We start from the raw sequence: 22,864 nt of genomic DNA, 5'->3' as shown, positions 1-22,864 counted from the left end.
TCCGGGGGGATTCCGACCGGCGCCGCTCGGCGGGTCAGCCGGGGTGGGAGCAGGTGTCCGGGACGGCGGTCACCAGGTGGACGGCGGTGGCGGCGCCACGACCGGCGGCCGGTCGTCGCAGGTGATCGTGTTGGGCAGCAGCCACGGGGCGAGCCACCCGCCGTCGTTGCCGCCGAGGTCGGTCAGGCTGAATTCGGAGCCGGCGGGGGTGAAGTGGAAGGAGCCGCAGTTGTTGACGCCGACCGCCCCCACGTTGCGCGCGTCGACGTTCGCGAACGAGGCCGAGCCCGCCGTGCGGGCGCTCACCACGGACGTCCCGGCGCCGTCGACCCGGACGTCGCGGACGTGCACGTTCGTGATCGAGTACCGGTCCTTCACCGGCCAGTCGCTGACCAGCATGATCGCGTTGTAGGTGTTGTCCAGGTAGTGGTCGCCGACCACCTGGATGTCGGCGTCGATGCTGCGGTCGAGTGCGTAGAACCAGATGGCGCCGAGGCCGATGTTCCAGTTCAGCTCGTAGGTGCCGGCCCGGACGGTGGTGTTCTCCGTGATCCACAGGTGCCCGGCGAACGGCTCGGCGCCGAACCGGGAGCCGACCTGGATGGCGCTGCCCTCGCGCACCGGGTCGGCGACCAGGTTGCGCGAGACGGTGTTGTCCGTGCCGCCGTACACGGCGATGCCGTTGGCCAGGACCGGCGACTGCACGGTGTTGCGATCGATGATGTTGCCCGCGTTGCCGGTCCTCTCCGACCACATGGCCAGGCCGTCGTCGCCGCTGTTGCGGACGAAGTTGTTGCGCACCACGGAGTTGGTGACGCCGGTGTGGAAGTTCAGGCCGTCGGCGACCTGGTCGACGATGACGTTGTTCGTGACCCGCAGGTCGGTCATCGGCCCGTCGAACCAGAGCCCCACCTTGGTGTGGTGCAGGTAGAGGCCGTCCACGCTGGAGTAGCTCAGCGCGCCACCGACGCCGTTGACCTGGTCGGTGTCGATGCGCTCGCGGACGTCGCCCTCGATCGCGAAGCCGGACAGGTGCACGTTGCGGCTGCCGCCCACCGACGCGGGCCGGCCGTAGAAGCCGACCCCGGTGTGCACCGAGCCGTCCGGGGCCGGGGTGTCGAGCGGGACCTCGCGTCCCTTGACGATCGTGTACCAGTTGCCGGCGCCCTCGATGGTGACGTCGTCGACGACGATGTGGCGGTTCACCTGGTAGGTCCCCGGCGGCAGGTAGACCTTCAGCTTGGTACGCCGGGCGAAGGCGATCGCCCGGTCGAAGGCGCCGGCGGAGTCGCGGCGGCCGGTCGGGTCCGCGCCGAACGCCAGCACGTTCGCCGCGACCGGCACGACGCGCGGCGGGGCGACCAGTTCCGAGTCGAGCAGGTCGATGACCGTCCACGGCGCGACGCTGCTCGCCGGGACCGCGAGCCGCAGCACGCTGCCCGCCGGGTACGTCCGGCCGAGCAGCATGCGCTGCTCGTCGTAGAAGTGGTGCGGGCGGAACGGCCTGGTGATCGTCGGGGTGGGCGTGGTGGCCGCGGGGACGCAGGAGCATTCGGTGATCCACCAGTCCGGGTGCAGCAGGCCGGCGGTGGGGTCGTTGGAGAACGGGTACTGGTTGTACAGCCAGGCGTACTGCGAGGTGAGGGTCATGGTCCGGGCGGCTCGGCGACCGACCGAGACGTCCAGCGGCGCGGTGATGCCGCCGCCGGTGGGCGCGTCCGGGATGCTGTAGCGCACGGTGATGGCGTTGGTCGCGGCCGGCAGCGTGAACTCGACGAACTGGCCGGGCGCCAGGCTCACCGCCCGGCGACCGGAGGCTTCCGACGCCAGGGTGTACGCCGTGCGCCCCGGGCCGATCAGCGTGCCGTTCGTGGTGGCATGCTCCGCCTCCTGCTCCAGGAAACCGACGTCGGCGCCCCGGCCGGCGACGAGCGACGGGTCGAGAGCGGCCCGGGTGACCACCGGGGGCGCGGGCGGGGTGGCCTCGGCCCGGGCCGCCCCGGCCCCACCGGTCACCGTGGCCGCCATGACCGCCGCCATGGCCGCCGCCCCGACGGTTCGCCGGCGCGCCGGTCCGCCCGGCCGTCCTGTGCTGATTCGAGACATCGCGTGATCCGTTCTCCCGAGGACCCGACGACCGTCATCGACGCCGCGGGCAGTCCCCGTCGTGCCGCGGTGGATGTCAGAAGCGAGGCGAGTTGGTTGCGGCGATGTTATTTCTACAACCTGTCAATATTCAAGCAGGTGTTTGTGCAGTAATTGCAGAGGCGGCCCGCCGGCCTGCGGACGGCTTCGAACTGTCCTGTCGTCGAACGCTGACGTGACACGTCAACGTGCAGTTCATTTCTTGCAGAGTCGGTGACGTATCATCGCGGCGTGACGAAGCGACTGACCGAGGTGGCGAGGAAGGCCGGCGTCAGCGAGGCCACCGTCAGCCGGGTGCTCAACGGTCGTGGCGGCGTCTCCGAGTCGACCCGTACCGCCGTGCTCACTGCGCTGGACGTGCTGGGCTACGAGCGGCCGACCAAGCTGCGGGGGGAGCGGGCCCGCCTGGTCGGGCTGGTGCTCCCGGAGTTGCAGAACCCGATCTTCCCGGCGCTGGCCGAGGTGGTGACCGGGTCGCTCGCCCAGCGGGGTTACACCCCCGCGCTCTGCGCCCGCACGATCGGCGGCGTCTCCGAGGCGGACTACGTCGAGATGCTGCTCGACCACCAGGTCTCCGGCGTCATCTTCGCCGGTGGCTCGTACGCGCTGGCCGACGCCTCGCACGAGCACTACCGCCGGCTGACCGACCGCGGGCTGCCGGTGGTGCTGGTCAACGCCGGCGTCGACGCGCTGGACTTCCCCCGGGTCTCCACCGACGACGCGGTCGCGGTCGAGCAGGCGTACGGGCACCTGCGCTCGCTCGGGCACGAGCGGATCGGCCTGGTGCTCGGCCCGGAGGGGCACGTGCCGTCCCGGCGCAAGCTGGACGCGATGGTCCAGGCCGCGAACTGGGCCGACGACCGGGAGTGCGTCGAGCGCTCCAGCTTTTCCATGGAGGGCGCGCGGGTCGCCGCGACCAAGCTGGTCGAGCGGGGCGTGACCGGCATCATCTGCGCCAGCGACGTGCTGGCCCTGGGCACCATCCGGGCCGCCCGGCGCCTGGGTCGGGCGGTGCCGACCGACGTGTCGGTGGTGGGCTTCGACGACTCCGCGTTCATGACCTGCACCGACCCGCCGCTGACCACCGTGCGGCAGCCGATCGAGACGATGGGCCAGGCCGCGGTGGACCTGCTGGTCACCCAGATCGAGGGGGCCGGCGTGCTGCACGACGAGTTGCTGTTCGAGCCCGAACTGGTGGTACGCGGCTCCACCGCGCCCGCCCCCGGCCGCTGACCCGGGTCCGCCGCCTCGGTCATCGGTCGGCCGCCGGCCGCCGTTCCCGCCGCTGACCGTCCCGGCGGCCACTGACCGACGGCCCGGCCACGAACCGCCTCCCTGACCGCCGAACGGTGCTCCCGGCCGTCGACCGCTGCTCGCGGTCGGCGGCCACCTCGTCAATGCTCGGTCCCGCGCTGACCAGGTTGGACGCCGCCCGGACACCGGAAGGTTCCGGCGCAGGCGACTGACCGAGTACGCGCGTCAAAAGCTGCCAACATCCCACAACCCGGGCGCCACCCACGGTCCTGTCAGTATCTGCCACGTCTGCGTCGCGTCCTTTCAGGCCACGATCGAAACCTTGCTGAAATGAGTCGGCCTCGCTACAGTGACTCCACTCACAGCTGGCCCCGACGCAGCTACTGGCGGTCAGGTCACTCGATCGATGCAGATCACTGGCAGGGCAGCGCCGCGGTGCGTCCACCGCAGGTCGGCGACGTCCTGAAGACACCCGTTTTCGAAGGGATGGACAGATGTCCGTACCGCAGTACCGGAAGGCTGCGGCGTTGGCGCTCGTGGCCGGCCTGGGGCTCAGCCTCACGGCGTGCTCCACGAAGAGCGACGACACGACGAGCGATGCCGGTGGCAAGGTCACCATCACCGTCGACTGCCAGCCGGTCGGCTCCCAGAAAGAGCTGCTGAAGAACTGGAACGACGATGTCGTCGAGTTCCAGCGGCAGAACCCGAACATCGTCATCAAGAGCGTCAGCGTCGGCGAGCAGTGCAACAACCCGCCGGACTTCACCGCCCGACTCGCCGGCGGCACCGTGACCGACGTGTTCTACGGGTACATGACCGATCTCCAGCAGGTGCTCGACTCCGGTCAGGCGATGGACATCACCCAGTACGCCACCAAGGACACCGTCCCGACCTGGGACAGCGTCGACCCGGAGCTCAAGGAGGTCTTCACCGACGGCGGCAAGCTCTACGCCGTCCCGGTGAAGAACTACTCGATGGGCCTGGTCTACAACAAGGTCCTGTTCCAGCAGGCGGGGCTCGACGTCAACAACCCGCCCAAGACCTGGGGCGAGGTCCGCGACGCCGCCAAGAAGATCTCCGCGCTGGGCAACGGCATCGCCGGGTACGCGGAGTACAGCGCCGGCAACACCGGAGGCTGGCACTTCACCTCCCTGCTCTACTCACAGGGCGGCCAGGTGCTGACCCCGGACGGCAAGAAGGCCGACTTCAACAACGCGATGGGCAAGCAGGTTCTGCAGAACCTCAAGGACATGCGGTACGGCGACAACAGCATGGGTGCCCGCCAGCTGCTCCAGTGGGGCGACCTGCTGACCAACGCCGGCGCCGGCAAGGTGGGGATGTTCATCGGCGCGCCGGACGCCACCCAGGCGATCGTCAGCCAGTTCCAGGGCAAGTTCCAGGACTGGGCGATGGGCCCGCTGCCCGGCCAGGACGGGCAGGCGAAGGCGACGCTGGGCGGTGGCGAGGGCTACTTCTTCAAGAAGGGCCTCTCCCCGGAGCAGGTCAAGGCCGGTCTGAAGTGGATCGCGTATCAGAAGCTGACGCCGGGCAAGGGCCAGCTCGACTACGTCCGGGCGAAGCCGCAGAACTACCCGGTGGGCCTGCCCCAGCCGCTGCTGTTCGCGAACGGCAGCGAGGCGCAGAAGCAGGAGCTGGAGCTGCGGAAGGCGAACGCGAACGTCGACACCGCGAACTTCGCGATCTTCGAGGCGAACCCGGTGCCGATCAAGGGTGAGCCCCGCAACGCGCAGGCGATCTACGCGGTGCTCGACGCCGTGATGTCCGGGGTGCTGACGAACCCGAACGCGAACATCGACGCGCTGCTCAAGACGGCCGAGGACAAGGTCAACAAGCTGCTCGTCGAGAGCTGATCCGATCGTGTGGGGGCCGGCGCGCCGGCCCCCACACCCTCCGCGCCGCACCGTCGGCCGCTGACTCACGCAGGAGTTGCCTTGGTGATCACCACCGTCCCGGGGAAAACGAGGGGAGCGGGTCGCCCCGCGTCGCCGTACCCGGCCGGACCGCAGCGTACGAGCCTCGGCCGCAAGGTACGGGACAACCTCACCGGACACACCTTCCTGATCGGCGCGGTCCTCTGCTTCGCCGTCTTCTCCTGGTACCCGATGATCCGCGGCATCGTGATGAGCTTCCAGCGCACCCGGCGGGGCGAGACCACCTGGGTGGGCTGGGACAACTACCTACGCATCATCGACGACCCCAGCTTCTGGACGGCCTGGAAGAACACCCTCTACTTCACGGTGCTCGCGCTCGTCCTCGGGTACGCGGTGCCGTTCTTCGTGGCGATCCTGCTCAACGAGTTCCGCCACGCCAAGGGGTACCTGCGGATCCTGGTCTACCTGCCGGTGATGCTGCCGCCGGCCTCGGCGCTGTTCCTCTTCAAGTTCTACGCGTACGACCCCAGCGAGGCGGGACTCTTCAACGCGATCCTCACGGCGCTGCACCTGCCGACGTCGCAGTGGATGCAGTCACCCGGGATGACGATGCCGGCGATGGTGCTCGCGTCGACCTGGATGAACATGGGCGGCGCGGTGCTGATCTACCTGGCGGCGTTGCAGAACATCCCCGGCGAACTCTACGAAGCGGCCGAGCTCGACGGCGCCGGGATCTGGCGGCGGATCGTCCACGTGACCATCCCGCAGACCCGGCTGATCCTCGCGCTCCTGGCGATGCTCCAGATCGTCGCCACGATGCAGCTCTTCATCGAACCACTGATCCTCGCCAACGGCGCGGGCGCGGAGGACTCCGCGACCTCGGTGGCGTACCTCATCTACCAGCACGGGTTCTTCCAGAACGACCTCAACGGCGCCGCGGCGCTCGGCGTGATCATGCTCGTGGTGCTGGCCGGCTTCTCCGCCGCCTACCTGCGGCTGAGCGCGAAACAGGACTAGGACGGGGCGAGCAATGGCACAGGACTCCGGGACCCGGACCCTCATCTCTCCTGCCCAGCTCCGGCGGGGGCGCGGCAAGGTCGTCTACTGGACGCTGCTCGCCGTCGTCGTGGTGGGCTTCACGCTGGTCTTCCTCGGGCCGCTCTACTGGATGGTCACCGGCGCGCTGAAATCCGGTCAGGAGATCGCGCAGACCCCGCCGTCGCTGTTTCCGAAGGATCCGCAGGCGCAGAACTACGTCGACGCGTGGACCAACCTGGACCTCGCCAAACTGCTGTTCAACACGTTCTACTACGCGGCCGGCGCGCTGCTGTTCCAGCTCGTCCTCGACACCGCCGCGGCGTACGCCCTGTCGAAGCTCCGACCGGTGTTCGGCAACCTGATCCTCGGCCTGATGCTGGCGACGCTGATGATCCCGGCGATGGTCCTCATCGTCCCGCAGTACGTGACCGTGATCGACCTGCCGGTCCTGCACCTCAACCTGCTCGACTCGCCGTTCGCGATCTGGCTGCCCGCGGTCGCGAACGCGTTCAACATCTTCCTGCTGAAGCGGTTCTTCGACTCGATCCCCGAGGAGCTGATGGCGGCGGCCCTCGTGGACGGCGCGACCCCGCTGCGCACGCTCTGGTCGATCATCCTGCCGATGTCGCGGCCCATCCTCGGCGTGGTCTCGATCTTCGCCGTGACGGCGGTCTGGAAGGACTTTCTCTGGCCGAAGCTGGTGATGCCGTCGCCCGAGACCCGGACGGTCAGCGTCGGCATCTACGCCTTCTCGGGTGGTACGCCGATGAACGTGGTGATCGCCGCGTCGGTCATCGCCGCGATCCCGACCGTCGTCGTCTTCCTGATCTTCCAGCGAAACATCATGTCCGGACTGACCACCGGCAGCCTCAAGGGCTGACCCCACGGCCGCCCGATTCACCTTCTTCTCCGGCGAACCCGCCGACGTACCGACGCAGAAAGCAGGTGCTCGTGTCCACAGCAGACAAGGGTCCGTGGTGGCGTGGCGCGGTGATCTACCAGGTGTACCCGCGTAGCTTCGCCGACGGCAACGGCGACGGCATCGGCGACCTCGCCGGGATCCGGTCCCGGCTGAGCCACCTGTCCGCGCTCGGCGTCGACGCGATCTGGTTCAGCCCCTGGTACCCCTCCCCGATGGCCGACGCCGGCTACGACGTGGCCGACCACCGCGACATCGATCCGGTCTTCGGCACCCTGGCCGAGGCGGAGGCGCTGATCGCGGAGGCACACGCGCTCGGCATCCGGATCATCGTCGACGTGGTGCCGAACCACTGCTCCGATGCGCACCCCTGGTTCCAGGCGGCGCTCGCCGGCGGGCCGGACGCGCCCGAGCGGGAGCTGTTCTGGTTCCGCCCCGGCCGGGGCCCGAACGGCGACCAGCGGCCCACCGACTGGGTCGGCGAGTTCGGCGGCGAGACCTGGACCCGGACCGTCAACCCGGACGGCACCCCCGGCGACTGGTACCTGCACCTGTTCACCGCCGAGCAGCCGGACTTCAACTGGGACCACCCCCGGGTGCGGGCGGAGTTCGAGGACATCCTGCGGTTCTGGTTCGACCGGGGGGTGGACGGCATCCGGATCGACTCGGCGGGCCTGCTGGTCAAGGACGGGACGCTGCCCGAGGCCCTGGCGGACCGGCCGCACCCGTTCCACGACCTCGACGGGGTGCACGAGATCTACCGCGCCTGGCGACGGATCGCCGACTCCTACCCCGGGGAGCGGGCGCTGATCGGCGAGGTGTGGCTGCCGGACCAGGAACGGTTCGCCCACTACCTGCGTCCGGACGAGCTGCACTCGGCGTTCAACTTCGACTTCCTCGGCTGCGCCTGGGACGCGACGGCGCTGCGCCACTGCGTCGACGAGACGCTCGCCGCGCACGCCCCCGTCGGCGCGCCCGCCACCTGGGTGCTGTCCAACCACGACGTGACCCGCCACGTCACCCGCTACGGCCGGGCGGACACCACGTTCAGCTTCGCCAGCAAGCGCGAAGGCGTCCCCACCGACCTGGAGCTGGGCACCCTCCGGGCCCGGGCGGCGGCGCTGCTCACCCTCGCCCTGCCCGGCGCGGTCTACGTCTACCAGGGTGAGGAGCTGGGCCTGTGGGAGGTCGAGGACATCCCGCCCGCGCTGCGCCAGGACCCGATGTGGGAGCGCTCGGGTCACGGCCGGGACGGCTGCCGGGTCCCGCTGCCCTGGGCCGGCGACGCACCGCCGTTCGGGTTCAGCCCGGACGGCACGACCCGGACGCCCTGGCTGCCCCAACCGGCGGAGTGGAAGGACCGGACCGTCCGGGCGCAGACCGACGACCCGCACTCGATGCTGGAGCTGTACCGGGCTGCGATCGGCGTGCGGCGTACCGAGGCGGACCTCGGTGACGGGACGCTGCGCTGGCTGCCGGCCCCCGACGGGGTGCTCGCCTTCGCCCGCGGTCCCGCCTTCGCCTGCCTGGTGAACCTCGGCACGACCCCGGTGCCGCTGCCCCCGCACGAGGCGCGACTGCTCGCCAGCGCGCCCCTGGACGACGACCTGCTGCCGCCGGACACCGCCGTCTGGCTGCGTACCCGGGAACGGCCGGCCCACCCCGGCGCCGCGCCGGCCTCCTGAGGTGTCCCCGGCGCCGGCCGGTCCGTCCCGACCGGCCGGCGCCACCCCCACCGGCCGGTCCGTCCCGACCCGCCGCCACGTCGCCGGCCCCCTCGCCGGCGCAACGGAACGGAGGTACCGCAGAGCGCAACGCCCGCATCACGGGGGACCCGGCCCGCCCGACGAAACGGAGAGCTCCGCTCATGGCCCACCACACCATCGGCACCCCCGCTCCACCCCCGGGACGATCCGCCCGCTCCCTGCTGGCCGCGATCGTCGGCACCACGCTCGTGGCGGCGTGCGTCAGCGCCGTCGCGGTCTCCACCGCCACCCCGGCACACGCCGCCGGGCTGTCCCCGTTCGACATCGCCGGCCGCGGCGCCACCGTGCCGTTCGTCGAGCACGAGGCCGAGCGGGCCACCCACAACGGTACGAAGATCGGCCCCACCCGCTACTACGGTCAGTTGCCGTCCGAGGCGTCCGGCCGGGAGGCGGTCACCCTCGACACCGTCGGCGAGTACGTCGAGTTCACCCTGACCGCCCCGGCCAACGCGGTGACCTTCCGCTACAGCCTCCCGGACAACGCCGCCGGCACCGGCCGGGACGCCAGCCTCGACCTGCGGGCGAACGGCAGCCTGGTGAAGGCGGTGCCGGTCACCTCCCGGTACGGCTGGTTCTACGGCGGATACCCGTTCAACAACAACCCCGGCGACACCAACCCGCACCACTTCTACGACGAGACGCGGACCATGTTCGGGACCACCTACCCGACCGGCACCAGGATCCGGTTGCAGGTCTCCTCGACCGCCCAGTCGCCGAGCTTCACCGTCGACCTGGCCGACTTCGAGCTGGTCGGCGCGCAGATCACCAAGCCCGCCGGCGTGCTGGACGTGGTCACCGACTTCGGCGCCGACCCGAGCGGCGCCACCGACTCGACGGCGAAGTTCCAGGCCGCCGTGGACGCCGGGAAGGCCCAGGGCCGGGCGGTGTGGATCCCCGCCGGCACCTTCACCCTCTGGGACCACGTCGTCGTCGACGGGGTGACCCTGCGCGGCGCCGGGCCCTGGTACTCGGTGCTCGGCGGCCGGCACCCCACCGACCGCACACGCGCCGCCGGCATCTACGGCAAGTACGTGCCCGGCGGCGGGTACAGCGGGGGGATCCGGCCGCACGAGGCCGGTGGCCCCAGCCGCAACGTCACCCTGCGCGACTTCGCCATCATCGGCGACATCCGGGAACGCGTCGACGAGGACCAGGTCAACGCCATCGGCGGCGCGATGAGCAACTCGGTGGTCGACAACGTCTGGATGCAGCACACCAAGGTCGGCGCCTGGATGGACGGCCCGATGGACAACTTCACCATCCGCAACAGCCGGATTCTCGACCAGACCGCCGACGGGGTGAACTTCCACTGGGGCGTCACCAACTCGACGGTGACCAACACGTTCGTCCGCAACACCGGCGACGACGCCCTGGCGATGTGGGCGCAGAACGTGCCGAACGTCGGCAACTCCTTCACCCACAACACCATCGGCGTGACCGTGCTGGCCAACCACCTGGTCACATACGGCGGCCGGGACATCACCATCGCCGACAACGTCACCGCCGACTCGGTGACCAACGGCGGCGGCATCCACGTCGCCAACCGCTATCCCGGGGTGCAGGGCCCGACCGCGGTCGCCGGGACGATCACCGTCGCCCGGAACACGTTGATCCGCAACGGCAACTCCGACTACAACTGGAACTTCGGCGTCGGCGCGATCTGGTTCTCCGCGCTGAACGAGCCGATCCAGGGCGCCAGCATCCGGGTCACCGACACCGACATCCTGGACAGCTCCTACGCCGCTCTGCACTGGATCGAGGGCCAGACCAGCGGGATCAGCTTCGCCAACGTCCGGATCGACGGCGCCGGCACGTACGCGCTGCAGGTGCAGGCGCCGAGCCAGGTGTCGTTCACCGGCGTGCGCGCCACCGGCATCGCGCAGAGCAACCCCATGCACAACTGCGTCGGCAGCGGCTTCCAGATCAGCCAGGGCGCCGGCAACTCCGGCTGGTACACCGCCACCCCGTACTGCGGACCGTGGCCGACCCCGCAGTGGGGCAACGGCCCGACCAGCCCGCCCACCGGCACCCCGACCACCCCACCGCCGACCACCCCGCCCCCGACCACCCCGCCGCCGACGGGCGGGAATCTGGCGCAGGGCCGGCCGGTGACCGCGTCGAGCGTGTCGCAGAACTACGTGGCGGGCAACGCCGTGGACGGCAACGCCGGCAGCTACTGGGAGAGCGCCAACGGCGCGTTCCCGCAGACGCTCACCGTCGACCTCGGCGCGGCGGTCGACACCGACCGGATCGTGTTGAAACTGCCCGCGGGCTGGGAGTCCCGCACCCAGACCCTCTCGGTGGCCGGCTCGACGGACGGCGCGGCGTACTCGACGGTCGTCGGGTCGGCCGGGTACACGTTCAACCCCGCCACCGGCAACACCGTGTCGGTCACCCTGCCGGCCGGCAGCCGGCGGTTCCTGCGGCTGAGCTTCACCGGCAACACCGGGTGGCCGGCGGGCCAGGTCGCCGAGTTCGAGGTGTACGGCGGCGGCACGACCCCGCCGCCGACCACCACGCCGCCGCCCACCACCACCCCGCCGCCGTCGGGGAACCTGGCGCTGGGCCGGCCGGTCACCGAGACCAGCCACGCCGACGTGTACGGCGCCGGCAACGCGGTCGACGGCAACCCGGCCACCTACTGGGAGAGCGCCAACAACGCCTTCCCGCAGTCGCTGACCGTCGACCTGGGGGCCGCCCGTTCGGTGTCCCGGGTGGTGCTGAGGCTGCCGCCGGTGACGGCCTGGCAGACCCGTACCCAGACCCTCGCGGTCCTCGGCTCGGCGGACGGCGGGACGTTCACCACGCTGAAGCCCTCGGCCGGGTACACCTTCAACCCGGCGACCGGCAACACGGTCACCATCACCTTCCCCGCCACCACCCAGCGGCACCTGAGGTTGACCTTCACCGGCAACACCGCCTGGCCCGCCGGCCAGGTCTCCGAGTTCGAGGTCCACGCCGCCTGACGGCGCCCGTCTCCGGGCCGGTCGGCCGTCCCCGCGACCCGGCCGGCCCGGCAGCTCCACCCCGCCAGGGCACCCCCCGCCCTCCGGCGGGCACCACCACCCCCGAGAGAAGGTGCAGCTCCGCCATGCCCGGAAACAGCACGAGACGACGTACCCCCGGCCGGTGGCTGACCGCCGGCCTGCTGGCCACCGCACTGCTGGTCACCGGCGGGCCCGCCGTGCCCGCCGCCGCAGCCCCGGCCGGCCCCCGCGACGGCGCCCCCCGGGCCGCCGCGCCGGCCCCCGCCACCGCCGCGGCGCTGGCCGGGATCGCCGCCACCATGACCGCCAGCAGCGTCAACCAGGTGTACGGCCCGGCCAACGCCAACGACGGCAACCCGGACACCTACTGGGAGAGCGCCAACAACGCCTTCCCGCAGTGGATCCAGGCCGACCTCGGCGCCACCGTCACCGTGGACCGGCTGGTGCTGAAGCTGCCCCCGGCCGCCGCCTGGCAGACCCGGACCCAGACGCTGTCCGTGCAGGGCAGCACCACCGGCTCGACCTTCACCACCCTGAAGCCGTCCGCCGGCTACACCTTCGACCCGGCCACCGGCAACACGGTGACCGTTCCGCTGACCGCCACCGGCAGCCGCTACGTCCGGCTCACCTTCACCGGCAACACCGGCTGGCCCGCCGGGCAGCTCTCCGAGTTCGAGGTCTACGGCACGGCGACCGGGGACACCCAGGCGCCGACCGCCCCGACCAACCTGGCCTACACCGAACCCACCAGCGGGCAGATCAGGCTGACCTGGACCGCCGCCGGCGACAACGTCGGCGTCACCGGCTACGACGTGTACGCCAACGGCGCGCTGCGCGGCAGCGTCGCCGGCACCGTGCTGACCTTCACCGACAACCAGCCCACCAGCGCCACGGTGAGCTATCACGTGCGGGCCAGGGACGCCGCCGGCAACCAGTCGGCGAACAGCAACACGGTCACCCGCACCGGCAGCGGCACCGGCGGCAGCAACCTCGCGGTCGGCCGCCCGATCACCGCCTCGTCGTACGTGCACACCTTCGTCGCGACCAACGCCAACGACAACAACACCGCCACCTACTGGGAGAGCGCCGGCTACCCGGGCACGCTGACCGTGCAGCTCGGGGCGAACGCCAGCGTGAGCGCGGTGGTGCTGAAGCTGAACCCGGACCCGGTGTGGGGCACCCGGACGCAGACCGTGCAGGTGCTCGGCCGGGAGCAGAGCGCCACGTCGTTCACGAGCCTGGTCGGTGCCGCCGGGTACACCTTCAATCCGGCGTCCGGCAACACGGTGACCATCCCGGTCTCCGCCACCGCCGCCGACCTGCGGCTGACCTTCACCGCCAACTCCGGCGCCCCGGGCGGGCAGGTGGCCGAGTTCCAGGTGATCGGCGTGCCCGCCCCCAACCCGGACCTGACCGTCACCGCCCTGTCGGCCAGCCCGGCCAACCCGACCGAGGCCGACGCGGTCACCCTCTCCGCCACCGTCCGCAACGCGGGCACGGTCGCCTCCACCGCCACCGCCGTCAACCTCTACCTCGGTGGGGTGCGGGTGGGCAGCGCGCCGGTCGGCGCCCTGGCCGCCGGCGCCTCGACCACCGTCACGGCGAACATCGGGGCCCGCGCGGCCGGCAGCTACCCGCTGAGCGCCAAGGTCGACGAGGCGAACGCCGTCATCGAGTCCGACGAGACGAACAACAGCTACACCAGCCCGTCGGAGCTGGTGGTGAACCCGGTGGCCAGCTCCGACCTGGTCGCCGCGTCGGTCGTCTGGACCCCGGGCAACCCGTCGGCGGGCAGCGCGGTGGCCTTCTCCGTGACGCTGCGCAACGCGGGCAGCGTCGCCTCGGCCGCCGGCACGCACGCGATCACGCTGACCCTGCTCGACCAGTCGGGCGCGGTGGTCCGCACGCTGACCGGCGCGTACTCCGGGGTGATCAACCCGGGCGCCACCACCGGCCCGGTCGCACTGGGCAGCTGGACCGCGGCGAACGGCCGGTACACCGTGCGGGTGGTGGTCGCGGCCGACGCCAACGAGCTGCCGGCGAAGCAGCAGAACAACACCAGCGAGCGGCCGCTCTTCGTCGGGCGGGGCGCGAACATGCCGTACGACATGTACGAGGCCGAGGACGGCGTGGTCGGTGGCGGCGCGGCCGTCGTCGGACCGAACCGGACCGTCGGCGACCTGGCCGGCGAGGCGTCCGGCCGGCGGGCGGTCACCCTCAACTCGACCGGCAGCTACGTCGAGTTCACCACCCGGGCCAGCACCAACACGCTGGTCACCCGCTTCTCCATCCCGGACGCCCCGGGCGGCGGCGGGATCGACGCGACGTTGAACGTCTACGTCAACGGCGCCTTCCACAAGGCCATCGACCTCACCTCCCGGCACGCGTGGTTGTACGGCAACGAGGCCAGCCCGGGCAACTCCCCGGGGGCGGGCGGACCGCGGCACATCTACGACGAGGCCAACGTCATGCTCAACGCGACGGTGCCGGCCGGCAGCCGGATCCGGCTCCAGAAGGACCCGGCCAACACCACCACGTACGCGATCGACTTCATCAACACCGAGCAGGTCGCGCCGATCGCCAACCCGGACCCGGCGCGGTACCTGGTACCGGCCGGCTTCGGTCACCAGGACGTGCAGAACGCGCTGGACGCCGCCCGGCAGAGCGCGACGGCGCTCGGGGTCTACCTGCCGCCGGGGACGTACGCGACCGCCCAGAAGTTCCAGGTGTACGGCAAGGCCGTCAAGGTGCTCGGCGCCGGCCCCTGGTACACCCGGTTCGTCGCGCCGCGCAGCCAGGAGAACACCGACGTGGGCTTCCGGGCGGACGCCACCGCCAACGGCTCGACGTTCTCCGGCTTCGCCTACTTCGGCAACTACACCTCCCGCATCGACGGGCCGGGCAAGGTGTTCGACTTCGCCAACGTGGCCGACATGGTGATCGACAACATCTGGGCCGAGCATCAGGTCTGCCTCTACTGGGGCGCGAACACCGACCGCACGACGATCCGCAACTCCCGGATCCGCAACACCTTCGCCGACGGCGTGAACATGACCAACGGCAGCACCAACAACCTGGTCAGCAACAACGAGGCGCGGGCGACCGGCGACGACAGCTTCGCGCTCTTCTCGGCGATCGACGCCGGCGGCGCCGACATGAAGGACAACGTCTACGAGAACCTGACGTCGCTGCTGACCTGGCGCGCCGCCGGGGTGGCCGTGTACGGCGGGTACGGCAACACGTTCCGCAACATCTACATCGCCGACACGCTGGTCTACTCCGGCATCACGATCAGCTCGCTGGACTTCGGCTACCCGATGAACGGCTTCGGCGCCGACCCGCCCACCCGGTTCGAGAACATCTCCATCGTCCGGGCCGGCGGGCACTTCTGGGGCGCGCAGACCTTCCCGGCGATCTGGGTCTTCTCCGCCTCGAAGGTGTTCCAGGGCATCCGGGTCAGCGACGTCGACATCGTCGACCCGACCTACAGCGGCATCATGTTCCAGACCAACTACGTCGGCGGGCAGCCGCAGTACCCGGTCACCGACACCGTCTTCACCAACGTCTCGATCAGCGGCGCCCGGCGCAGCGGGGACGCCTTCGACGCCAAGTCCGGCTTCGGGATCTGGGTCAACGAGATGCCGGAGGCCGGACAGGGCCCGGCGGTCGGCTCCGCCACCTTCACCAACCTGCGGCTGAGCAACAACGACCAGGACATCCGCAACACCACGTCCACCTTCACCATCAACCGGAACTGACCGTCGGGGGACCGGACGCCGTCGGCGGGCTCACCGCCGTCCGGCGGCGTCCGGTCGCCCCGGGCCGGCCGGCTCCGCGTCCCGGCCCGGCGGCGCCGTTCACCCCGCGCGGCGCCGTCGCCGGGCCACCGCGCGGGGCGGGTCCGCTCAGGACGGCACCCGGTGTGGCACCCAGCCGAGGAAGCGGTCGCGCAGTTCGGCGGGGTTGGCCGGCAGGTCCTGGGTGGCCGAGGTCAGGCAGGTGGCGAGGTACACCCGCAGGTTGGTCGACTGCTGCCGGTACTCGTCGAGCAGGATCTGCCGGCGGCTGGGGCAGGGCCACTCGTGCCCGCAGTCGCGGCACCGCCACGACGGACTCACCGGCTCATGCGGATCGGGCATCGGTCTCCGATCTCCGTACTGCTGTGAACGATTCTCGGACATTCGGGCCGTCAATCCCACCGCCGATGAGTCCCATTCCCAGGACGAGCGGCTGATGGCCGGTGACGGGCCTGGCTCGTTGCGGCCCGCCCGCGCTGGGTGCTGCGGGGCGGCCCGGACTGGCGGGGGGCGGTGGAATCACCGGCCGGGGGTGCGGCGCGGGCGCGCCGGGCGACCTCGGCGGTGTCCGGCCGGCCCCGGGCGTAGGCTGACCTGCGTGGATCACGAAGACCGGATCGCCCTGTTCCTCGACTACGAGAACCTCGCGCTGGGGGCGCGCGACCACCGCGGCGGCATGGCCTTCGACTTCCGCCCCATCGCCGACGCCCTCGCTGAGCGGGGCCGGGTGGTCGTGCGGCGGGCGTACGCGGACTGGTCGTACTTCGACGAGGACCGTCGGATGCTCACCCGGTCGCACGTCGAGCTGATCGAGATACCCCAGCGCATGGGCGCCTCCCGCAAGAACGCCGCCGACATCAAGATGGCGGTCGACGCGGTGGAGCTGGCCTTCGAGCGCGAGTACATCTCGACGTTCGTGATCTGCACCGGGGACAGCGACTTCACGCCGCTGGTCCACAAGCTCCGCGAGCTCAACAAGCGGGTGATCGGCGTCGGGGTGGAGAAGTCGACCTCCGCGCTGCTGCCGCCCGCCTGCGACGAGTTCCTCTACTACGACCGGCTGGAAGGTGTCGACATCCCGCCGACCCGCGCCCGGCGGGCCCGTCCGGCGCGGGTGCCCAGCCCCGAACCGCAGCAGGTGGAGCAGGAACAGGTCGAGCAGGAACCCGAGCCCCAGGCGGCGGTCGAGGAACCGGTCCGCGACGTGGACACCCTCGCGGGCCTGGTGGCCCAGACGGTGGCCGGTCTCCAGGGCAGCTCGGGGGGCGAGGTGACCGCGTCGACGTTGAAGCGCACCCTGCTGCGCAAGGACCCGACCTTCACCGAGTCCGACTACGGGTTCCGCACCTTCGGCGAACTCCTGCGCCACCTCGCCAAGCAGAACGTCGTCGAGCTGGCGGAGGGTCCGGCCAAGGGCGACCCGGAGGTCTCCCTGCCCGAACACGGCGACCGGGAGGAGGCGTTCGGGCTGCTGCGCGCCGTGGTCCAGGACCTGGCCGGCGCCGACGGCGCGGCGGCGCTGTCCGGCCTGAAGAACCAGCTCCGGCGGGCGCGGCCCGACTTCAGCGAGAAGAAGCTCGGCTACCGCAGCTTCCTCCAGTTCTGCAAGGCGGCCGCCACCAGCGGCGTGGTCCACCTGGAGTGGAACGCCGACGCCGACGACTACCTGCTCACCCCGCAGGCCTCCTGACCGAGCGCGCCGGCCGGGACCACCCGCGGACTGACCGCCAGCACCGGGTGGACCCCTGCCGACCGGCTCTCACCACCTGCGTGGTGCCTCCCGCGCGTCCTCGCGGATGTGCTGCGCCTCCCCGACGCCCGTGTCGCGGACCGAGGCCACGCCCTGGGCCGCGGTGGACCTGACCTGCTCGGTCGCCTGCTGGACGGGTTCGCGCAGGTTGTCCTGCACGCCGTGCATCACGCCGCTGGCCTGCTGCTTGAACTGGTCCGAGTGTTCCATGGCCTGGTGCTTGACGCGCTCGGCCAGCTCCCGCTCCTTGCGGCTGGGCCGCAGGAGCGACGAGGCCAGCGCGCCCACGCCGAAGGCGATGAGGCCCGCGGCGAGCGGATTGCCCTCGGCACGTTCCCGCGAGGCGTGGGTGAGGCCCCGCGCCCGCTCGCCGGCGGTGGCGGCGCCGTGCTGCGCCGTACCGGTCAGGTGTTGCGTGGTGTCGGACAGCCGGTGCGTGGTGGCCGAGGCCCGCTGCGTCACGCCGGACGCCTGGTGGCTGGCCATGTCCCGCGCGTGCCTGGCGTTGCCCATGATCGTGTCGACCATGCGGCTGAGCCGGCCACGGGCCCGGTTCACCGGCGCGGCCGCGATCCGACGCGGGTTGACCCGGTCGGTCAACGCGTCGACGTCACTGCTCAACTCCGCTCTGGCTGCCTCGATGTCGTACCGGATCCGGTCCGGATCGGTGGACATGACGTCTCCCTTCGGTTTCAGCGGCCTCTGACCGCGTCCGGAATCTCCTGCGCGGTCTGCTTGGTACGCGGTACGGCTTTCACCGTGCGTAGCTGCTTGCGCGCCCGGGAGGCGAGCACGGCGCCGATCACCGCCCAGACGATGGCGACGATCAACGCGGCCCAGCCCTGGTCCATGACGTTGGACAGTGCCCACCACAGGGCGTGGGACAGGAACACCAGGGTCAGCAGCGCCGCGATCGCCGCGGCGGCGAACATGGCTGCCACCATGCCGAGGCTGCGTGCCTCCTCCCGCACCTCGGCCTTGGCGAGCTCCACCTCCTTGCGCAGGAGGTAGGAGAAGTTGCGGGTGGCGTCGGCGAGCAGCTCACCGATGGAGGCCTGGGTCTTGTCCGAACCCCCGCCCGGGCCCATGGGCGATGCGCTCATGGGCCCACCTCATGGCCCATCGGACCGTGGCGGACCGGCGCGGTCATCCCCGGACTCGCCGGCACGTTCAACGGCGTCCGGGCCGCCGCCGGCGGGCCCTCGCCGGCGAACCTGCCGCCTTCACCGCCACCGCCCTGGCCGTCCTGGCCGCCGGTGAGGGCGCGGCCCAACCGTCCGGCTAGCAGCCCGGCGATCGCGGCCCCGGCGAGGAAGGCCCCGGGGTGCCGGCTGGCGTAGTCGCGTACCTCGCGCACCAGGGCGCCGGGTTCGCGCTCGTCCAGCCAGCCCGCGGCCTGCTGTGCGGCGTCCGCGCCCCGGCGGACGACGTCGGCGGCCATGCCGCCCTGGTCGGCGCCGTCGGCCATGGACCGCAGTTGCGTACCCAGCGTGCGCAGGCTGTCGGCGGCCCGCCGCTGCTGCTCCTCGGCCTGCGTCCGAGCTTGCGCGGAGGCCTCGCTGAGCAGGTTGCGGGCCTGCTGGCGGCCCTCCGAGGCGACCTGCCGGCCCTGTTCCATCGCCTGCCGGGCGGTGTGCCCGCCGGCCTGCGCCGTCTCCTGGCCGAAGCGGCCGGCCTCCTGCCGGATCTGTCCGACCTTGCCGCCGCGCGATCCGTCACCGGATACAGGAGGTGATTCCCGACCCGTCGTCATGCGATCTCCCTTCGTCGGGGCCCGCCCTTCGGGCAGGAACGGGAACGCCGGTTACCCCTCGCCGCCCGGTGTATACGTCCAACCGGCGCCGGCCGTCCTCGCGACCTGGCACCCGCCAACCGAACGGGTGTAGGTGCCGATTTCACCGCCGGCGCCCCGACGGATTTGGACAATGGACGCATGAGAATGACGATGTTGCAGAAGAGGCGGGCGGCGCGGATGCACCGCCGGAACTGGTGGCCGCTGGCGGCGGTCGTCCTCACTGCGGGAGCGGCCGGTGCCGCGGCGCTGCGGCGGCGCAAGGGCGCCGGTGCCGAGAACTGGGTGGGCTCCGGCGGCGAATCCACCACCCCGTCCCCGGAGGTCATGACCCCCGCCGGCAGCCGCATGGACAACCCGTTGTCGCCCAAGCGCTGACACCGGGCGGCCAGCCGTCCGACGGCTCCCCCCGGCTCAGCGGTGTCGCCACCGGCGCAGCGCGTACAGCGCCGCGCTGGCGGCGAAGAGCGCCCCGCTGATCGCCAGCCAGCGGGTCAGCAGCGGCCGGGGGGTCAGGCCGGTCGCCGCGGTGTACGTGCCGTCGCCGAGGCCGAGGACGCCGGGCAGGTAGACGAGCAGGAGCAGGCCGGCGGCGAGCGCGGGCACCCGGACGTGGTTCAGCGCCGACGGGCCGTCCCGACGGCCCGCTCCGGCTCGCAGCGCCCGGTCGGCCAGCGCGTAGACCGGGAACAGCAGCAGGTCGTGGGCGATCACCGCGCCGAGGAACCAGAGCAGCATCCGCACCGCCGACCCCTCCCCGGCCAGCCGCAGCACGATCCAGCCGGTCACCGCGAAGCAGCCGAGCAGGAGCAGCAAATGCCAGGGCGCGGCGCCGTAGGCCCGCCGGAATCTAGCCATCGGCACGCCCCTCGAAAACGATCTCCCGGACCCACTTGGTGCAGTGCACGCCCGGCAGCGCCGGCACGATGATCCGCGCCGGATAGCCGTGGTCGGGGGAGAGGTCGACCCCGTTGACCCGCAGGGCGAGCAGCGAGTCGGGGTCGCGGACCTGGTTGGCCTGCAACCGGGCCTGGCGGAACAGGCCGGCCCGCTCCAGCGACCGGACCGACGCCGTGGCCGCCGCCGGCGCGCCGACCAGCGCGGCGAGGTCGCGCAGCCGCACCCCGGTCCAGGTCTGCGCCGTCGACCAGCCCTCCACGCAGGCGATCGGCAGGTCCGCCGTGTGCTGCGCCATCGCAAGCAGGCGGTCCCGGTCCAGCTCGACGCTGCGCCCGCCGCCGCGTACGGTCAGTCGCCAGCCGGCGCCGGTGTCGGTGGGCTGGACGCCGGCCGCCGCGGCGCTGCGGTTGACCGGGAAGCCGTTCGGCCCGTCGCCGGGCTGCCGACCCCGGGGCAGCAGCAGCGCGGTGCGGCGCAGCACCCCGTCCAGGCTCTGCCCGACGGTCAGCGCGGCCAGCAGCAGCGCGCCACCGCCCGCCAGGGCCAGCACCCCGCGCCGGCTCATCGTCGCCGGGCCGGGCCGCCGGGACACCAGGCCGTCCGGATCCGCCGGCTCCGGCCCGGTCCGCTCCACCGGGGTACGCGCGAAGCCCGGCCCGCGCAGTGCCGTGACCAGCCGGGGCAGCTTGATCGCCACGTGGGTGACCAGGGCGGCGGTGAAGACCCAGGCGCCGTACCAGTGCGCGGTGTAGAAGTCGAACCCGAACAGGTAGGCGTACTGGATGTTGAGCAGGCCGGTGGCCGTCTCGAAGAGGATCCCGCCGATCAGCAGCAGCAGCGACAGCCGTTCCAGCACCTGGGCCACCGAGCGGGCCGGCGGCCAGTCGAAGAGCTTCGGCACCACCGACCAGAGCTTGCCCAGCACCACCGGGACCAGCACGATGCCGAGCGTCACGTGCAGGCCCTGGGTGAGCCGGAACAGCCAGGCCGGCCGGGTGGGCCAGTCGAAGACGGGCGGGTGCAGCCAGCCCACGTCGCGGGGGAACGCCTGGCCGAGCCGGGGGCCGTAGGCGATCCAGTCCAGCAGCCCGGTGACGATCACCAGCGGCAGGGCGGCGAGCAGCACCGCCCCGAACACCGAGGTCAACCACGGGCCGCGCACCGGGCTGCGCCAGGCGTCGGCAGTGGCGTCGACGCCGGGTGGGCGGTGCCGGTCCAGCGCCCGCCACAGTCGCGCCGGGTAGGCGTACCCGTGGGTGTCGGTGGCGCCGGCGGACGTGCCGGCGGCGGCCCGCGGCGCGGACCGGTCGGCCGCCCGGCCCGGCCCGCCGCGCCCGGGCGTCGGGTCGCCGGGCGGTGGCGGCGGGTCGGCGGGCACGGGACCTCCTGCGGGCGGGACTGCTCGGGCACGGTGGCCCTCGTGCTGGACGCTAGACGGCGACCCCGCCCGCCGGCCCGCTTTGCCGCATTACCGAAGGCTTACCGCGGGTCCCTTACGGAGTGCTGACGTCCGGCCCGAACCGGCCCGCCGGGCCGCCGCGCTGACCTAGCGTGTCGGGAATGCGGGTACTGGTCACCGGCGCGGCCGGGTTCATCGGATCGCAGGTCGCGGACCTGCTCGTCGCCGAGGGGCATCAGGTCGTGTGCCTGGACGCCCTGCTGCCGCAGGCGCACGGCGGCGCGCTCCCGGAGTGGTCGCGCCGGCACGACCCGGTGATCGGCGACGTGCGGGACCCGGAGCTGCTCGACGACCTGCTGGCCGGGGTGGACGCGGTGTGCCACCAGGCGGCGATGGTCGGGCACGGGCTGGACCCCTCGGACGCCCCCGACTACGCCAGCCACAACGACTACGGCACGGCGGTGCTGCTCGCCGCGATGCACCGGGCCGGTGTGACCCGGCTGGTGCTGGCCAGCTCCATGGTGGTCTACGGCGAGGGGCGCTACGGCTGCGCCCGGCACGGCGTGGTCCGGCCCGCCCCGCGCCGCGCCGCCGACCTGGCCGCCGGCCGGTACGACCCCACCTGCCCGGAGTGCGGCGGCACCCTCGCCGCCCTGCTGGTGCCCGAGGACGCCCCGCTGGAGCCGCGCAGCACGTACGCGGCCAGCAAGCTGGCGCAGGAGCACCTGGCCGCCGCCTGGGCCCGGCAGACCGGGGGCGGGGTGTGGGCGCTGCGCTACCACAACGTCTACGGTCCCCGGATGCCCCGCGACACCCCGTACGCCGGGGTCGCCTCGATCTTCCGCTCGGCGCTGGCGGACGGCCGGCCGCCCCGGGTGTACGAGGACGGCGGGCAGCGCCGCGACTTCGTGCACGTCACCGACGTGGCGCGGGCGAACCTGTTGGCGCTGACCGCGCCCGCCCCGGACGGCCTGGTGCCGCTCAACGTCTGCTCCGGCGAGCCGCACACCGTCGGCGACCTCGCCGCCGCGCTGGCCTCCGCGATGGGCGGGCCGGCCCCGGTGGTGGTCGGCGGCGCCCGCGCCGCGGACGTACGGCACGTGGTCGCCGACCCGGGCCGCGCGCGCGAACTGCTCGGCTACACCGCCCGGGTCGGCTTCCTCGACGGGGTGACCGCCTTCGCCACCGACCCACTCCGCGCCCCAGCCGCCGTACCAGCCTGACC

17 protein-coding genes are annotated in these 22,864 nt (G+C 72.1%); 10 read left to right on the top strand and 7 right to left on the bottom strand.

Translation table 11 applies throughout. The features are described from left to right. Positions 1-69 precede the first annotated feature (69 nt). On the bottom strand, positions 70-2,028 hold the full coding sequence (locus tag ACTMS9_RS13765) for a glycosyl hydrolase family 28-related protein (RefSeq protein ID WP_441165259.1): 1,959 nt from the start codon (positions 2,026-2,028) through the stop codon (positions 70-72). A 348-nt stretch (positions 2,029-2,376) separates the two neighbouring features. Here ACTMS9_RS13765 and ACTMS9_RS13760 point away from each other — a divergent pair, with 348 nt between their 5' ends. The 7 genes from ACTMS9_RS13760 to ACTMS9_RS13730 all read left to right on the top strand — a co-directional run bounded on the left by ACTMS9_RS13760 (position 2,377) and on the right by ACTMS9_RS13730 (position 15,759). Next, positions 2,377-3,378 (top strand): LacI family DNA-binding transcriptional regulator, encoded by a 1,002-nt coding sequence (locus ACTMS9_RS13760; RefSeq protein ID WP_179805468.1) that lies wholly within the window; start codon positions 2,377-2,379, stop codon positions 3,376-3,378. Positions 3,379-3,893: 515 nt separating this feature from the next. Beyond that, on the top strand, positions 3,894-5,270 hold the full coding sequence (locus ACTMS9_RS13755) for an ABC transporter substrate-binding protein (protein ID WP_441146308.1): 1,377 nt from the start codon (positions 3,894-3,896) through the stop codon (positions 5,268-5,270). A gap of 81 nt (positions 5,271-5,351) precedes the next feature. Continuing rightward, a complete protein-coding gene (locus tag ACTMS9_RS13750; RefSeq protein ID WP_441165098.1) occupies positions 5,352-6,308 on the top strand; it encodes a carbohydrate ABC transporter permease in 957 nt (318 codons plus the stop codon). Between the two features lie 13 nt (positions 6,309-6,321). After that, the gene (locus ACTMS9_RS13745; protein WP_441165097.1) at positions 6,322-7,209 is read left to right on the top strand and encodes a carbohydrate ABC transporter permease; all 888 of its coding nucleotides are present in this window, start codon (positions 6,322-6,324) and stop codon (positions 7,207-7,209) included. A 71-nt stretch (positions 7,210-7,280) separates the two neighbouring features. Next, entirely contained in the window at positions 7,281-8,933 is a 1,653-nt protein-coding gene (locus ACTMS9_RS13740; protein WP_441146302.1) for a glycoside hydrolase family 13 protein, read from the top strand. Positions 8,934-9,115: 182 nt separating this feature from the next. Further along, entirely contained in the window at positions 9,116-11,980 is a 2,865-nt protein-coding gene (locus ACTMS9_RS13735) for a discoidin domain-containing protein (protein ID WP_441165096.1), read from the top strand. A gap of 125 nt (positions 11,981-12,105) precedes the next feature. Beyond that, entirely contained in the window at positions 12,106-15,759 is a 3,654-nt protein-coding gene (locus tag ACTMS9_RS13730) for a discoidin domain-containing protein (RefSeq protein ID WP_441165095.1), read from the top strand. A 147-nt stretch (positions 15,760-15,906) separates the two neighbouring features. On the opposite strand, the gene ACTMS9_RS13725 is transcribed toward ACTMS9_RS13730, so the two are convergent. Next, the gene (locus tag ACTMS9_RS13725) at positions 15,907-16,140 is read right to left on the bottom strand and encodes a hypothetical protein (protein WP_441165094.1); all 234 of its coding nucleotides are present in this window, start codon (positions 16,138-16,140) and stop codon (positions 15,907-15,909) included. Between the two features lie 256 nt (positions 16,141-16,396). On the opposite strand from ACTMS9_RS13725, the gene ACTMS9_RS13720 reads away from it, so the two are divergent. After that, complete coding sequence (locus ACTMS9_RS13720; RefSeq protein ID WP_441146294.1) at positions 16,397-17,488, top strand: NYN domain-containing protein; 1,092 nt, start codon at positions 16,397-16,399, stop codon at positions 17,486-17,488. A 69-nt stretch (positions 17,489-17,557) separates the two neighbouring features. Here ACTMS9_RS13720 and ACTMS9_RS13715 read toward each other — a convergent pair whose 3' ends face one another. Genes ACTMS9_RS13715 through ACTMS9_RS13705 form a run of 3 tightly spaced genes read right to left on the bottom strand, consistent with a single transcriptional unit; the run spans position 17,558 to position 19,301 of the window. Continuing rightward, positions 17,558-18,223 (bottom strand): DUF3618 domain-containing protein, encoded by a 666-nt coding sequence (locus tag ACTMS9_RS13715; protein WP_441146292.1) that lies wholly within the window; start codon positions 18,221-18,223, stop codon positions 17,558-17,560. Between the two features lie 17 nt (positions 18,224-18,240). Continuing rightward, a complete protein-coding gene (locus ACTMS9_RS13710; protein WP_441165093.1) occupies positions 18,241-18,651 on the bottom strand; it encodes a phage holin family protein in 411 nt (136 codons plus the stop codon). Continuing rightward, positions 18,648-19,301 (bottom strand): hypothetical protein, encoded by a 654-nt coding sequence (locus tag ACTMS9_RS13705; protein ID WP_441146290.1) that lies wholly within the window; start codon positions 19,299-19,301, stop codon positions 18,648-18,650. The genes ACTMS9_RS13710 and ACTMS9_RS13705 overlap by 4 nt, the downstream gene beginning before the upstream one ends. Positions 19,302-19,481: 180 nt before the next feature. On the opposite strand from ACTMS9_RS13705, the gene ACTMS9_RS13700 reads away from it, so the two are divergent. Next, positions 19,482-19,718, top strand: coding sequence for a hypothetical protein (locus ACTMS9_RS13700; RefSeq protein ID WP_441146288.1), 237 nt, complete (start codon positions 19,482-19,484; stop codon positions 19,716-19,718). Between the two features lie 36 nt (positions 19,719-19,754). Here the strand turns inward: ACTMS9_RS13700 and ACTMS9_RS13695 are convergent, their stop codons facing one another. Together ACTMS9_RS13695 and ACTMS9_RS13690 are read right to left on the bottom strand one after the other, a co-directional pair. Beyond that, entirely contained in the window at positions 19,755-20,198 is a 444-nt protein-coding gene (locus tag ACTMS9_RS13695) for a hypothetical protein (RefSeq protein ID WP_441165092.1), read from the bottom strand. Further along, positions 20,191-21,471, bottom strand: coding sequence for a molybdopterin-dependent oxidoreductase (locus ACTMS9_RS13690; protein ID WP_441146807.1), 1,281 nt, complete (start codon positions 21,469-21,471; stop codon positions 20,191-20,193). The genes ACTMS9_RS13695 and ACTMS9_RS13690 overlap by 8 nt, the downstream gene beginning before the upstream one ends. Positions 21,472-21,800: 329 nt before the next feature. On the opposite strand from ACTMS9_RS13690, the gene ACTMS9_RS13685 reads away from it, so the two are divergent. Next, complete coding sequence (locus ACTMS9_RS13685; protein ID WP_441165091.1) at positions 21,801-22,862, top strand: NAD-dependent epimerase/dehydratase family protein; 1,062 nt, start codon at positions 21,801-21,803, stop codon at positions 22,860-22,862. The last annotated feature ends 2 nt before the right edge of the window (positions 22,863-22,864 follow it).

The sequence above is a fragment of the Micromonospora sp. L31 genome (assembly GCF_052068075.1).
GTDB lineage: Bacteria > Actinomycetota > Actinomycetes > Mycobacteriales > Micromonosporaceae > Micromonospora > Micromonospora purpureochromogenes.
This window is presented reverse-complemented; position numbering and strand designations above follow the sequence as displayed.

Coding starts and splice junctions, on each gene's coding strand:
- ACTMS9_RS13700 (WP_441146288.1), top strand. CDS start 19,482: ATGAGAATGACGATGTTGCAGAAGAGGCGGGCGGCGCGGATGCACCGC.
- ACTMS9_RS13755 (WP_441146308.1), top strand. CDS start 3,894: ATGTCCGTACCGCAGTACCGGAAGGCTGCGGCGTTGGCGCTCGTGGCC.
- ACTMS9_RS13685 (WP_441165091.1), top strand. CDS start 21,801: ATGCGGGTACTGGTCACCGGCGCGGCCGGGTTCATCGGATCGCAGGTC.
- ACTMS9_RS13765 (WP_441165259.1), bottom strand. CDS start 2,028: ATGGCGGCCACGGTGACCGGTGGGGCCGGGGCGGCCCGGGCCGAGGCC.
- ACTMS9_RS13745 (WP_441165097.1), top strand. CDS start 6,322: ATGGCACAGGACTCCGGGACCCGGACCCTCATCTCTCCTGCCCAGCTC.
- ACTMS9_RS13695 (WP_441165092.1), bottom strand. CDS start 20,198: ATGGCTAGATTCCGGCGGGCCTACGGCGCCGCGCCCTGGCATTTGCTG.
- ACTMS9_RS13710 (WP_441165093.1), bottom strand. CDS start 18,651: ATGAGCGCATCGCCCATGGGCCCGGGCGGGGGTTCGGACAAGACCCAG.
- ACTMS9_RS13730 (WP_441165095.1), top strand. CDS start 12,106: ATGCCCGGAAACAGCACGAGACGACGTACCCCCGGCCGGTGGCTGACC.
- ACTMS9_RS13725 (WP_441165094.1), bottom strand. CDS start 16,140: ATGCCCGATCCGCATGAGCCGGTGAGTCCGTCGTGGCGGTGCCGCGAC.
- ACTMS9_RS13715 (WP_441146292.1), bottom strand. CDS start 18,223: ATGTCCACCGATCCGGACCGGATCCGGTACGACATCGAGGCAGCCAGA.
- ACTMS9_RS13735 (WP_441165096.1), top strand. CDS start 9,116: ATGGCCCACCACACCATCGGCACCCCCGCTCCACCCCCGGGACGATCC.
- ACTMS9_RS13705 (WP_441146290.1), bottom strand. CDS start 19,301: ATGACGACGGGTCGGGAATCACCTCCTGTATCCGGTGACGGATCGCGC.